The 13,978-nt window shown below is 53.9% G+C and carries 9 protein-coding genes and 2 pseudogenes; 4 read left to right on the top strand and 7 right to left on the bottom strand.

Going from position 1 to position 13,978, the window contains the following annotated elements; translation table 11 throughout:
• Positions 1-10 precede the first annotated feature (10 nt).
• On the top strand, positions 11-853 hold the full coding sequence (locus tag AC2FI9_RS04750; protein ID WP_496766130.1) for an SDR family NAD(P)-dependent oxidoreductase: 843 nt from the start codon (positions 11-13) through the stop codon (positions 851-853).
• A 572-nt stretch (positions 854-1,425) separates the two neighbouring features.
• Here the strand turns inward: AC2FI9_RS04750 and AC2FI9_RS04745 are convergent.
• Complete coding sequence (locus AC2FI9_RS04745) at positions 1,426-2,508, bottom strand: DUF2652 domain-containing protein (protein ID WP_496766124.1); 1,083 nt, start codon at positions 2,506-2,508, stop codon at positions 1,426-1,428.
• A gap of 878 nt (positions 2,509-3,386) precedes the next feature.
• On the opposite strand from AC2FI9_RS04745, the gene AC2FI9_RS04740 reads away from it, so the two are divergent.
• Positions 3,387-5,414, top strand: a complete 2,028-nt coding sequence (locus AC2FI9_RS04740) for an oxidoreductase (RefSeq protein ID WP_496766122.1) — start codon at positions 3,387-3,389, stop codon at positions 5,412-5,414.
• A gap of 219 nt (positions 5,415-5,633) precedes the next feature.
• Here the strand turns inward: AC2FI9_RS04740 and AC2FI9_RS04735 are convergent, their stop codons facing one another.
• Positions 5,634-5,858 (bottom strand): ester cyclase, encoded by a 225-nt coding sequence (locus tag AC2FI9_RS04735; RefSeq protein WP_496766536.1) that lies wholly within the window; start codon positions 5,856-5,858, stop codon positions 5,634-5,636.
• A 355-nt stretch (positions 5,859-6,213) separates the two neighbouring features.
• On the opposite strand from AC2FI9_RS04735, the pseudogene AC2FI9_RS04730 reads away from it, so the two are divergent.
• A pseudogene (locus tag AC2FI9_RS04730) lies at positions 6,214-6,333 on the top strand (site-specific integrase); the annotation flags it as partial.
• Positions 6,334-6,886: 553 nt separating this feature from the next.
• Positions 6,887-7,522 (top strand): glutathione S-transferase, encoded by a 636-nt coding sequence (locus AC2FI9_RS04725; RefSeq protein ID WP_496766532.1) that lies wholly within the window; start codon positions 6,887-6,889, stop codon positions 7,520-7,522.
• A 253-nt stretch (positions 7,523-7,775) separates the two neighbouring features.
• Here AC2FI9_RS04725 and AC2FI9_RS04720 read toward each other — a convergent pair.
• From AC2FI9_RS04720 to AC2FI9_RS04700, 5 genes and pseudogenes are all read right to left on the bottom strand, one after another.
• Positions 7,776-7,865: pseudogene (locus tag AC2FI9_RS04720) on the bottom strand (IS6 family transposase); the annotation flags it as partial.
• A gap of 99 nt (positions 7,866-7,964) precedes the next feature.
• Entirely contained in the window at positions 7,965-9,449 is a 1,485-nt protein-coding gene (locus tag AC2FI9_RS04715; protein WP_496766120.1) for a SpoVR family protein, read from the bottom strand.
• Positions 9,442-10,764 (bottom strand): YeaH/YhbH family protein, encoded by a 1,323-nt coding sequence (locus AC2FI9_RS04710; RefSeq protein WP_496766118.1) that lies wholly within the window; start codon positions 10,762-10,764, stop codon positions 9,442-9,444. Before AC2FI9_RS04710 ends, AC2FI9_RS04715 begins: the two co-directional genes overlap by 8 nt.
• A 15-nt stretch (positions 10,765-10,779) precedes the next feature.
• Positions 10,780-12,714: a PrkA family serine protein kinase gene (locus AC2FI9_RS04705; RefSeq protein WP_496766116.1), complete on the bottom strand. Its 1,935-nt coding sequence runs from the start codon at positions 12,712-12,714 to the stop codon at positions 10,780-10,782.
• A 765-nt stretch (positions 12,715-13,479) separates the two neighbouring features.
• Positions 13,480-13,875 (bottom strand): RidA family protein, encoded by a 396-nt coding sequence (locus AC2FI9_RS04700; RefSeq protein ID WP_496766114.1) that lies wholly within the window; start codon positions 13,873-13,875, stop codon positions 13,480-13,482.
• Positions 13,876-13,978 lie beyond the last annotated feature (103 nt).

Raw genomic sequence — 13,978 nt, 5'->3', positions numbered from 1 at the left:
AGGATGATCCATGTACCGCGAAGCTATCGAAAAAGGCGGCTTTGCCGTTGTAACCGGGGCGGCCAGCGGCGTCGGCAAAGCCGCGGCCCAACGATTTATTCAGGACGGTCTAGGGGTTGTGCTGGTCGATTTGGCGGGCGAGGCCTTGGCCAGCGCCGAGGCGGAATTGCGCGATCAAGCTGGGTCGTCCGCAACTGTTCAGGCAGTTCCGACTGATGTCACAGACACCTCTGCTGTGAACACCTTGGTGGATCAGGCTTTTGCGCTGGGTGAGGTGGCTGTCCTGATGAATAATGCCGGTATCGCCGCGCCAACCGGTAGTTGGGAAAACACGGAAAACTGGCGCAAACTACTAGAGGTCAATCTTTTCGGCGTCATGAATGGCGTGCATGCTTTTCTGCCGCGCATGATCGAAGCGGCGCGCCCGGCTGTCGTGATCAACACCGGATCAAAACAGGGCATTACCACACCGCCCGGAAACCCTGCTTATAATACCAGCAAAGCCGCCGTAAAGGTCATGACAGAAATGTTGGCACACGATTTGCGACAGGCTGAAGTGCCTATCACCGCTCATCTGTTTGTGCCGGGATTTACCTATACCAGAATGATTGAGAAGTTCATGCCGGAAAAACCTGCCGCCGCTTGGACCAGTGAAGAGGCAATTGACTATTTGCTGAAGCGCATGTCGGACGGGGATTTCTATATACTTTGCCCGGACAATGATGTGCCCGAAGAGCTCGACTGCAAACGGGTTGAATGGGCCGCGGGTGATATTATCAACAATCGCCCGGCTCTTTCACGATGGCATCCCGACTATGCGGATGCCTTTGCCGCGCATGAGGTCTCAGAATAGTCGAATTAAACAAGAGGTCTAATAAACACCGAGTGTGCTGGTGGATGGCGAGAGTAAGACTGTTGTGCATCCGAAAGGGTTCACGCCTCAATTTGAAACCTAGCGGAAAAACCGGGTACTGTATCCCAATCTTAGTAATCAGACGTTCGTACGACGCGCTGTCTCAATTACTTTGGACTCACAACCGACCTCAGAGGCAGCGCAGCATCTGTAGTGGCGCGGCGGGTTGGCTCATCTTTTACGGTCCCTAGCGGTCGTTCGACCTTAATCACCGTCGCTGCGGTGTGGCCCGTCAAAGGAGACATTCGCTGCGCAAGCGAAACTGGAAGACGGATGGAGGTCCGAAGAGCGCAAAGATGCCACCGTTAAACAGCATTGCGTCAGCGACCGCTTTGCCTAACGTTGGCAATGATAAAACCTCGCCTATTCTGTAGCCAACTTTCGAAAATTATGACAGCAACACGTTCCTGATCGCCGGGCGGATGCCAACCCTGAGCGAGGGATTTTCACAGCGACCGGCTGCCTCACAATGGTGGTTCCGATTAATAGCCGCCCAAGCATCATTCTCATTACTATTGTTTTACTTGTTGGAATTCCAACGCCATTTCGTCCAAAATACTGAAAGCCACCGGGTAAAAATTCTCAAATAGATCGATTACTGCAGATTTCTCTGCTGGATGATGTTTGCCGTTGGCGCCAGTCAGCTGCCCCATCCGAAACACGATCTCGGTTCCTTCTTCTACCGGGACCAACTCATAGGTCTCCAGGTTTGTAAGGCCTTCAATGGAAGAATTGTGGAGGATGTCGGTCACGTATTCGAAAGGATGCCAGTCGACGATCAGCATCTGAAAGTGAGCCGCTTCATGCACGCAGTGCAGGCGAACGCCGGCGGATGTTCGCGACGCGCCCCCTTCCCGATAAGCGTCCCTCAACATCATCCAGCGCATCTTGAGCCGGGGGTCCGTAAGCATCTCCCAGGCCACTACCGGTGGTGCCTTCAGTGTGTGCCGGGTTGTGAACACAGCATCCTCATCAGAAACGCGGACCGGCCCGGCAATCTCGCGGTATCTTTGCCAGGCGGCTGCAAGGTCATAGACCCGCATGGGCACGTCACCAAAGTGCTCGAACTGAGCGCTGTATTGCATGAGGTCAGACTCGATGCCCATTGCCCGGAACGCGTCTTCCGAGAACAGGGCGTAGCTGAGGATACCAGTATCCTCCTTCACATCTGTCTTCGCCATACGATGCACGAGTATGACGTCAGCACCGGAAATATCCTTCATCGGTCCGATCGACAGTTCTTCATATTTTCCGTGATGCGCGAGGATCTTCAGATCAAGATCGGCTACGTTGCGGCAAGCATTGCAGGGGCAAGTTGTGTTCTGCACGATGTTCCGACGGCGTTCGGCGAACGCCCGATAAAGGCTTTCACACATATTGAGGAAAGTCTCGCCAGAGGGGAAGGGCCCGCTCGAGTAGGCAAGAACGGCGTCGCCTTCGAGACCTCGCAATTTCATTGGGTCCTTTAGTTCAATTACAACCGCCTCAAGCAAAGAAAGGATGATTGGGTTGGCGTGCTCCAACTCTGACCGGGTCAGATATCCGGTATAACCGGTAATATCAGCGATTAGCAGGTAACCGGTTTGAACAGACATCCGAGCTTTCCCATTTGCATTACATCCCTTGACCGTAACTTTCACCATAGCGCCGGACAAGCGGGTCTGCCCCCGTCCAACATATCAGATAGAGGCTGCTGAAGCCGCAACACCTGCTGTTTGGTATCGGGCGAGGCCCAGAGAGCACCACCGGCGCATTTCCATCGCGCCCCTCCGCATTGAACGGCATGCGTTTGACGGCGCGGACGAAGACAACGAATATCAATTCGAACTGGACCACGCGAATGTTTTGGAGCCCTACGAAGGGCGAGACGCGAAGTGTTGTGAGCAGTGGTGAAACTGATTCAGCTGAAGTCACTGTTTTTGGTGCATAGCCGACATTCGTCGCGCCGCTGCAAATTTTGCGATGTACTGATTTCCAGTAACTGTGGGCGACCCAATTATATGTACCGCCTGCAGTTCGTAAACGATTTGTGGCATGTTCTCGGAAGTTGCTCAAATGTATCCAGCCTATTGATCGGCCCGCAGGTCGTGGCCTTGTTGGAGTTACGCACGCGCTATGATCTAGTTACCGGCAAGGTCGATGTAGACCGATTGCGCCGTCAGACTCTGGGGGCGTAATTGTTCCGTTCCATACCTTCTTTCATTCGCGAACTCCTTTGGGTCGATCCGGCTAACCGACCTTGGTGGATCGAGCGGCAACTGTCGGGCCTCCGTCTCTGCTCAACGAGTTTTCCACATATGAGTCTAGTGGCGGAGTCGTCTTTTCATACAACCATGTCGGAAGCTGCGAATTCTCACACGTTGTATCCCGAATAACATTCCCTCGACAACGAAGCTCATCAGGCATGGAATTTGACCAGCGGCCCGACCCTGGACAGTTTTCAAACTGAAGATTTGGCCGAAGGGATACGAATGTGGCAAACCTACTTGATCCGTTTCAATTGAAACACATGGCTTTGCGCAACCGTATCGTAAGCACATCCCATGCACCGAATTTTGTCGAAGCTGGCCAACCCCGGGACCGTTACAGGTTGTATCATGAGGAAAAGGCAAAGGGCGGAGTCGCCCTGACCATGGTCGGCGGGTCGACCAATATCGCCCCTGATAGCCCATCGGTGTTTGGCCAGCTCTATGCCGGCGATGACAGCATAATTCCTTGGTTCCGTAAGCTTACGGATGGCGTTCACGAACATGGTGCCGCGATCATGTGTCAGATCACCCATATGGGGCGCCGCACGGCATGGGATGATGGGCATTGGCTGCCGGTTTTGGCTCCATCCGGTATCCGCGAACGCGCTCACCGCGCCTTTCCCAAAGTGATGGAACAAGAGGATATCAACCGCATTGTTGGCGATTTCGCAGCTGCTGCGCGACGCTGTCAGCAGGGCGGGTTCGACGGAATTGAGCTTCTGTCCCACTCACACCTTCTAGGGCAATTCCTGTCTCCACTTACCAACAAGCGCGACGATGACTATGGCGGGCCGTTGGAGAACCGCATGCAACTAACCTTGCAGGTGCTTGACGCAGTACGTGCTGAAGTCGGCTCCGAGTTCATCCTGTCGATGCGTATCACCGGTGATGAACTAACCGAGGGAGGGCTGAACTCAGAAGATTGCGTTGCCGCCGCCCGGATGTTGGAAGGCTCCGGCCATGTCGATCTGCTCAACATCCTTGCCGGCGCACCCTACGATGATCTTGGCTTGGCCGAATGGGTGCGCCCCATGGGTTTGCCAGCGGCCCCGCATATCACAGTGGCCGGACGCATCCGTGATGCCGTCGATCTACCGATTCTGCACGCCGGAGGGATTGCTGATATTGCCACGGCTCGCCACGCTGTCTCTGGCGGCCATGTCGATCTGGTGGGCATGACCCGCGCACAGATGGCCGACCCCTATCTGGTGGAAAAACTCGCACGCGGGGAAGAAGAGCGCATCCGCCCCTGTGTCGGCTTGGGCTACTGTGTGGACCGGGTCAATCAGGGCAAACCTGCCGTGTGCGGACACAATGCTGCGACGGGGCGTGAGCAGACCTTGCCGCACATCATCACCCCCAGCGACACCCCTAAAAAAGTGGTTATCGTTGGTGGCGGGCCCGGAGGCCTGGAGGCCGCGCGGATTTGTGCCTTGCGTGGCCACGATGTGGCGCTGTTCGAGGCGTCGGATCGCCTGGGCGGGCAGTTGGTTCTGGCCGCCAAGGGTATGACGCGCAGGCAGGTCTGGGGCGTTGCTGACTGGTTGATTTCTGAAGTGACGGTGCTTGGGGTCAATATCCGCCTGAACACTTTTGCCGAAGCCGATGACGTGCTGTCCGAAACTCCCGATTTGGTGATCATTGCGACAGGTGGCTGGCCTGAAACATTAGCCATCCCCGGCAGAGAACTGGCGATCTCCAGTTGGGAAGTTTTGTCCGGTGAGGCACGTGTCTCAGGTGAGGTGCTGTTATTTGACGAAGTCGGCGATCACCCTGCGGCCGTTACGGCTGACGCGTTGGCTGGTTCCGGTTGTAGCGTAAATCTTGTAACCCCGGACCGGACCCTTCTGCATGACCTCGGCCCAACGACCTCTGCCGTTGCATTGCGCGATCTGGCCGCTAACGGGGTTGCCTTCACCTGTCTGCAAGAGCTTACCTCTCTGACGCGCAAGGGCGACCGAGTTCGCGCCAGCCTGCGGCATGTGTTTACGCGGGATGTCACTGAACGTCTTGTCGATTACGTGGTCGTTGAACATGGACTTTCCCCGATGGCGGAACTCTATCACGAACTCAAACCAATCTCGCGCAACCTTGGGCAGGTGGAACACAAGGCACTCATTGACGGAACGTTTCCATTCGTTGACACCAATCGTAGCGGTCAATTCTATCTGGCGCGCATTGGCGACGCTGTTACAAGCAGAAATATGCACGCCGCAATTCTCGATGCCTTGCGCATATGTGCTCCGATCTGAAAGCAACCATGCTCCTCCGCCGATAAAAGATGGGAGCTGACTATAAGTTCTGGCGCAGCGAATGACCGGAAAGTATCCACTTTCATGGGTATCGAGTGGCCCATAACGAACCTTGGCCCTGCCGCTCCGGCGTCACGGTGTGCTCATCGAACAAAACATTCGATGCACGATGTTCCAACGCTTTGGTTTCCAGTTGGCGCAACAAAACTGCCGTCATATCTATGGATCGAGAAACGCTTCTTTCGGGTGGGCATTCAATTGTCTCTTGATTGAATCTATGTCACCCAGAGCCCAAAGGCTCCCGATTTTTATGGTCCCTAAAGTAAAGAACGCTGCCCCGGACCACTCGATCCGCTGCTCTGTTCCGTCAACCCCGAAAAATTTGCCTTGGTGCGTGCCGACGAAGGACATTCGTGCAGCTGCGTTTTCTCCTGCATCGACAATTTTCTATGATATTGCATTAAAATCTGAGAGAGCCGCTCGAACTTCCTCCATGTATCGAATGAATTCATCCGACCCCGAGCGCTTAGTGCCGAGGCTCCGACGACAATCGAACTTTTGGGTGTAGGATTTCCCAGGCGCAGACATTGTCCGCGATGTTCCATATATCGTGATAAAATCTCTTAATAGGATTGGACAGCGTCATGAGGTTTCCCCAACTTTGGTGATTTAATCCAAATACCACGCCGCGAAATCCAGCGCTAAGGGCTCACTACAGACCTTAGCATCTGACGCGCCTTTCATTGGTACATTCCAGCGCCAACGTTGGATTGGCGTTGAGGCGGATAGGAGTAACGCCATAACAATTGCGAATTTACCTGCCATTCGAGCCTGCCGACCAGCGTGGAACAAGGGCCGCGTCACTGGTCAAAAACGCCCCTTGAAGCCTAAGCACGTCTGGGCAATCCGCGTTCGCCTTTCCCGGAAAGGAGTAGGGCCGATGAAAAAGAACCGTCTCTGATCTGAGGGCTAGGGGTCAGGCTGAAATTAAGAATATTTGGGAGGGAAACGCGCGGGCTGCGTGGGAGGAACCGGGATTTTCGCGATTTCTGCTTGAGCCGCATTGGAGTTAGAAATTTGAGTCGGACAATCGGTGCGGCTTTCACTTCGCGCTTTCCCCAGGATCGGATGCGAGAGATTTTCGACCCCTGACGCCCGGAAAAACAATCACCGCAGACCGCAAGGCGGTCTGCTATCGCAAAGACAAGGGTCGCGGTGCGCGCGCTGTGGCGCGTTGGCCCCCTGCCCTGTCAATTGATCAATGTGAGCCACGCGGATCTCAACACACCCTGGGCATGACGCCGTCAGCGGCTGGATGCGTTGACTTGTTGCCAAGAGAGAAAAATCAATGGATCACCGCAGTTTGTGTCACATGACATCCAAATCACAATTTGATTGCGGTTAAGCAGGAGTACCTGTTGGGAAACAATGGGAGGTTTGACCAAGCTGGTAGTTTGGAGATAAATCCTCATATGGCTCACCACCCTATCTTATGGACGTTCCGTCGTTGCCCATACGCGATAAGGGCTCGCCTCGCATTGGCGAGTTCACGAGTTACAGTCGAGCTGCGCGAAATTGTTCTACGGGACAAACCAGAGGCCTTCTTACAAACATCCCAATCCGGAACAGTGCCCACGCTTCGACTTCCAGACAAAGTTATAGATGAAAGTCTGGAAATCATGGTTTGGGCGCTCCAACAAAATGATCCACAGCGGCTTTTGGACATGCCTCAAGAAGGTTGGGATCTGATTAGGGTAAGTGATGGTCCCTTTAAGGCCGCTTTAGATCACACGAAATACGCTACGCGGTATCCGGATTTAGATGCCAAAGAGGAACGCAGGAAAGCGGCAAGCTACTTGCTCAGTCTCGACGAGCGGTTAGTTGGGCAGGCTTGGCTTTTCGGAGATCGCCCCAGCCTAGCCGACCTGGCGCTTCTACCATTTGTGCGCCAGTTTGCGTTTATAGATCGGGCGTGGTTTGACGTGCAGGAGTGGCCGAATATAACAGCATGGCTGGATCAATTCCTGGATAGTGAAGTATTTTCGCTTGTGATGAGAAAATACGCAACTTGGTCAGAAGGCGACGCTCCGATTTGGTTCAACAGCTGAGCCGAACACGTTGTATCACGGCCCAGTGCTGACCTTGGGCACCAAGTTAAAATGATGCAGTCGCAGCCATTCGCTATGAACGCAAACCTGAGAAAAGTGTCAATGAAGAGACCTAAAACAAATTTCCCTTCTACTACATCTGTCTAAATAACCGGTCCTCACCTTTTGCTACCAATTACAAGTCGTCGCCTTTTAACGCTACGACTGTGCCTCAGCCATTCAGATGCTGAGTAGGCCCAGGCTCCAGACCAATCGCTGCGGCGTCGCGCCGTTCGGATAGCATGAAATCAAGGGTTTTCCGATCGCGATCATCCGCCCGATACAGATACATCCAGTAACCCTGACCGTGTCGGGGAACTGTGGGACAATCAAAACCAAAAGTTAGGGGCACAACCAAAGCACTCATGTCCATCCAAGCTCAGAGCTTGCAACACAATCGCTACTAGCTTTCGAACGCCGCGTCGAAACCCCAAATTTGCCGCAGATAACCCAAAGTCATTTCGCTGGTCTTTTTGTCCAGCGGCACACCATCACGCACAGAGTGATGCAGTCTGAGGTGGCGATCCCCCATTAAGTCCACATCAACGATCTGAATATCGGGATCGTATTCCGAAACGTCGAAGCCGCGCGCCAGGGTGTCGCGCACTTGGTGATAACCGCGTTCGTCGTGAATCGCGTCGACTGTGTAGAAGGGCTTCCCCTCGTCATCAGTTAGCGAAAACATCCGGAACCGGCGCATGACATTGGGGCTGAGGAACTGCTGAACGAAACTCTCGTCGCGATAGTGGGCCCAGGCATCCTTTAATATTTCGCGCCACGCACGGCTGCCCGCTATGTCCGGAAACCATTCCCGATCCTCATCGGTCGGGTCGGTGCAGATGCGCTTGATATCCTGCATCATCGCGAAACCCAACGCATAAGGGTTGATCCCGATCGCGTTCGGGGCGTCAAAGTCGGGCTGGGACAGAACATTGGTATGGCTGTGCAATATTTCGAGCATCGCGCCATCCGTCAGCAATCCAGCGCGGTGCAACTCGTTGGTAATATAATAGTGGACGAAGCAGGCGCATCCTTCATTCATAACCTTGGTCTGACGTTGCGGGTAGAAATACTGTGCTATGTTGCGAACGATGCGTAGAATTTCGCGTTGCCAGGGCTTCAGAACCGGGCTGTGACGTTCGACGAAATAGAGCAGGTTTTCTTCCGGCAGCCCCATTTCGCGCTTGCGCTTTTCCGCTTCTTCATCGGTTTTCGAAGACTGTGTGGGATGATCGAAGGCGTCCCACAGGTAATGGACCGCCCGCTCTTCTTCGATTTGCCGCTCTCGCTGCCGGATTCTCTCCTCTGCGAGCGATAAGTGGGTTGGGCGCCTGTGCCGGAAAACGCTGGACGGCATAAGCGCATGGGCCGCGTCGAGTAAATGCTCAACCTCGCGTTCCCCGTGCTGTTCTTCGCATTGGGCGATAAATCCGCGCGCATAGTCGAGGTAGTCGAGTATACCTTGCGCATCGCTCCACTGGCGAAACAGGTGATTGTTCTTGAAGAAATGATTGTGCCCGAAGGCCGCGTGGGCAATCACAAGGACCTGAAGCGCCATCGTGTTGTCTTCAAGGCAGTAGGAAATACATGGATCGGAATTGATCACGATTTCATAGGCAAGGCCATTTGCGCCTTTGCTATAAGCCTTTTCTTCGTGAACAAAACGCTTCCCAAAGGACCAATGCCGATACATGAGCGGCATCCCTGTCGACGAGTAGGCATCCAGCATTTGCTGATACGAGATGATTTCGATTTGGTTCGGATAGACGTCAAGTCCGAGGTCATCAATCGCCACACGCTCGATTGCATCATAGCTGCGCTGGATGGTCTCAAAATCCCAATCCGCGCCGTCAAACAGCGGCGCTCCAGTTTCGGCCCGATCAACCATTGGAAACTCCGTTCGTCTTGCGCGCAAACAGCTCGTGCAGAACCGGGTAGATGTCACTCGCTCGCGCGATCCGTTTCATGGCGAAGTTTGGCCAGGCCTCTGCAACTTGTCGGTACGAACGCCATAGTTCCATGCCGTTATCTTCGCTGTTCATCAGATTTGCTTCGGTCTCGTCGACAATTTCCGTATAGGCAAAGTACTGGCAGCGCTTCATCAGATCGCTGGTCAACAGGTCGGCGCATAGTTGTGAATCGCCGCTGAAATTCTCACCATCTGATGCTTGCGCGGCATAAATGTTCCATAGCGAAGGCGGATAGCGGGCTTCGATTATCTTTTTCATTTCGGTGAGCGCGCTGCTCACGACCGTACCACCAGTTTGGCGCGAGTGGAAAAAGGTGTCTTCATCAACTTCCGCTGCGACCTGGGTGTGGCGGATGAATACAAGTTCGATCTTATCGTAGCGTTGCTTGAGGAAAAGATGCAGCAGGACGAAGAACTGCTTGGCAAGGTTCTTCTCACGCTCCCCCATCGAGGCCGAAACATCCATCAGGCAAAACATCACTGCATTCGCCGCCGGTTCGGGGCACATCTCGAAATACTTGTAACGCACATCAAGCGGGTCAATATAGGGAACGATCCGGCGTCGCCGTAGCATCTTGTCGAGCTGCTCACGCAGCAGTTGCCTTTCCGCCTTTCGCGCTGCATCTGGCTTTTCCAGCGCCTCCAGTTCTTCAACCTGTTCTGTAAGAGCCTGGATCTCGGCGTTGGTCGGTCGTCGCATCGCAAGACGTCGGCCAAAAGCATTGCGCATCGTTCGGGAAACACTGAGGTTGGCGGGCGTCCCGGCGGCAGTATAGCCCATGCGATGCGGCTTCGAGACGGTGACCTCTTTGAGACTGCGTTTGACCATGTCAGGCAGTTCGAGATCCTCGAAGAACAGGGAAAGAAACTCGTCCCGCGACAGAACGAACATGAACTCGTCCTCGCCCTCCCCTTCGGGCGCCCCCTCACGTCGCCCCTGCCCGCCCTTGCCGGACGGAGGTTTCTTGAGACGGTCACCCGCCTTAAACTTCTTGTTTCCGGTCAGAACCCTTTGTTTGGAACCGCCTTTGTTGTCATGCTGAAAATGCGGTTCACCGATCCCTTCTGACGGTACCGAGATGTTTTCCTGCTGGCCGACATCCGCGATTTTCCGGCGCCGGACACTTTCTTCAACCGCCTCTTTGACGGCAGAGCGAACCCGGCGCAGAAATCGCCTGCGGTTCCCAAGATTCTTATCTTTGGGGTTTAGCCTTCGGTCGATGAAATGGGCCATTTGAGCATAGACTCCTCATCCTGCCTTGTTGACCCGCATGTACCATTCAACCAAGCGCCTGACCTGTCGGCGCGTATACCCGCGACCGATCATGCGATCGATGAACTCGTTATGCTTGGCTTCAGTTTCCTTATCCCTTTTGGCCCCAAAACTGATGACCGGCAGCAGATCCTGAATCTGACCAAACATGCGCTTTTCGATAACGCGTCTCAGCTTCTCATATTTGCGCCAGTCGGGGTTACGACCGCGATTGTTGGCCCGCGCGCGCAGCACGAATTTGACCACTTCGTTCCGGAAGTCCTTGGGGTTGGAAATTCCGGCCGGTTTTTCGATCTTTTCAAGTTCCTGTTCCAGAACACTACGATTGAGGATCTGGCCTGTATCCGGGTCCTTGAAGTCCTGATCTTCGATCCAGGCGTCAGCAAACGCGATGTATCTGTCGAAAAGGTTCTGACCAAAGTCAGAATAGGATTCCAAGTAGGCTTTTTGGATCTCATTGCCGATGAATTCCGCATAGCGCGACGACAGATCGTCCTTCATGAAAGACAGGTATCGGCTTTCAACCTCATCGGGGAATTGTTCGCGTTTCACCGCCTGTTCAAGAACATAGAGCAGATGAACCGGATCGGCGCCGACTTCTTCGGTGTCATGATTGAAGGTCTCGGACAGCACCTTGAACGCGAAGCGGGTGGATGTGCCCGTCATCCCCTCGTCCACCCCGGCCTCATCCCGATATTCTTGCACTGATCGTGCTTTGGGATCGGTATCCTTCAGTGTTTCACCGTCATAGACGCGGAGCTTGGAAAAAGCCGGTGAGTTTTCGTGTTCCTTCAATCGTGTCAGAACACTATACTGGCTCAGGATTGACAGCGTTTCCGGTGCACAGGGGGATTCGCCCAGACTGCTTTCCTCAAGCAGCTTCTCGTAAATCCTGGTTTCATCCGAGGCACGTAAGCAGTAGGGGACTTTGACCAGGCTGATCCGGTCCAGGAAGGCCTCGTTGTTCTTATTGTTTTTGAACTGCTGCCATTCCGCTTCGTTCGAATGTGCAACAATAACACCTTGGAAAGGGAAGGCACCGATGTTCTCTGTCCCCGCATACGACCCCTCCTGCGTGGCGGTCAGCAAGGGATGCAATACCTTGATCGGCGCCTTGAACATCTCCACGAATTCCATCAGCCCCTGCGTGGTGCGGTTCAGGGCACCGGAATAGGAATATGCGTCTGGATCGTTCTGGCTGAATTCTTCGAGCTTGCGTATATCGAGCTTCCCAACAAGCGAAGAAATGTCCTGGTTGTTTTCGTCACCCGGTTCAGTCTTCGCCACGCAAATCTGGCGCAGTTTGGACGGATAAAGTTTGACAACCGAAAATTTGGAAATATCGCCGTCGAATTCCTGTAAACGCTTGATGGCCCAAGGCGAAATCAACCCGTTCAAAAGCCGTTTGGGAATGTTGTATTTGTTCTCCAGCAGATCCCCCATTCGCTCGCGGTCAAAAAGACCAAGCGGCGATTCAAAGATTGGGCTGATCTCGTCACCTGCCCGCAGCACATAGATCGGCTGCCGCTCCATCAGGTTTTTGAGAATTTCGGCAAGCGTTGACTTGCCCCCGCCGACCGGCCCCAGCAGATAGAGGATTTGCTTGCGTTCCTCGAGACCCTGGCTGGCATGGCGGAAAAAGCCAACGATGCGTTCGATGGTTTCCTCGACGCCATATATGTCCTGGAAGGGTTTGTATCGCTTGATTGTCCGGTTAAGAAATATGCGACTGAGCCGAGCCTCTTGACTGGTATCGATAAGCTCTGGCTCGCCAATCGCAGCGACCATCCGCTCGGCGGCGGTAGCCCGCATCGTAAGGTCTTCTCGACATTCCAGCAAATAGTCCTGCAATGTCATTTCGATGAGCTTTGTCCGCCCATACTCTTCTGCAAACTGCTCGAAAATCTCCATTTTTAAGTTCCTCTAGGTTTCGTACTCCTTCGTCCCAGCGCGCTAAGTTCATCCTAGTCTACCACAAATATGATCCGTAATTGTCTAATTTCTAATCACAATTTGTTTCCCGGCCGACGTTCTGTTGAAATTTTTTCTGATTGAAGCCTGCGAAACCTGTTGCCGCGCTGCTATTTGCAGTCGTAGCCTTTGTCTTCAGAACGCCGAATGACCGGTTGAGCATTGGCATCCGAAGGCGAGTAAAATCTATCGTATCCTCAGCAAATTGGTTCGCACCCTCAAAACAAGCTTCTCAACTGGAGCCCGTTCGCAGGGCTTAGTTGCAAACTTTTCACGATTGACGCTCACTTCTCTTTCGGCTGGTTGGTTGCCAATCCGGCCACAGAAACAAGTTTTTTCAATCGGCTTTGCATGCTACACTGCGCCGCCAAGACCGAACGAACCTCCAAAGACCCATGCCTTGAGGCGTCCCAAGTTTGGCCGACAGTGCACGAAATCGCGCCATAAGCGCATCCATCGGGGCAGGGTCATCAAAACACATAAACTCAGGAACCAATCATTGCGGCAGGCTGTGCAATCCACGGTGAAATTGCGAAGCCCGCTTTCTGCGCAATGCCGGCAACGGATCAGCGAGCAGCGCAAATGCCATAGAGCGCCCGTCAAACCAGACTTTCTCCGTAAGCGCAAAATCTGGAGGTGGTCGACTAACAACCTGCTGACAAGGCGGCCGCTTGAGAGATGACAACAAGGAGCGCCTGATCTCACCTATGCCGCTGCGGTTGCTTCAATCTCAAACAGCAATCCGGGGATAGCGAGGCGTGTGACACCCAGCAAGGTCATGGGCGGGGCGACCCGATGCGGGCCAAAGCGCATCCCCAGCAGATCGAAATTCTTCAATGCCTCATCCACATCAGTAGCAAAGACGCCTAACTTGACGACATTGCTCAGATCCATGCCGGCGCCTTTGATTACGGCTTCCAGATTGTCCAGGGCCAAGGCGATCTGCGCGCGCATATCGTTTGGGTGCTGGGGTGCGCCGTTCTCGTCCACAGCTGTCTGCCCGGCGCAAATGACCTGATGTGTCATGCCCTTGGTCACCTCAGCCTGATTGTAGCCCAGCTTGAGCGACCACTCCCAGGGGTTCACGGCTGTCCGCTCCATGTCGCATTCTCCTTTTTGTTGCGTTGCTGGACCAGGTGTAGATCAAAACGGTGACAAAACTTGTCACCATTTGTGCTATCCTGTCAGAATGAATGTTCGACTC

The sequence above is a fragment of the Ruegeria sp. CDSA246 genome, assembly GCF_059611225.1.
This window is presented reverse-complemented; position numbering and strand designations above follow the sequence as displayed.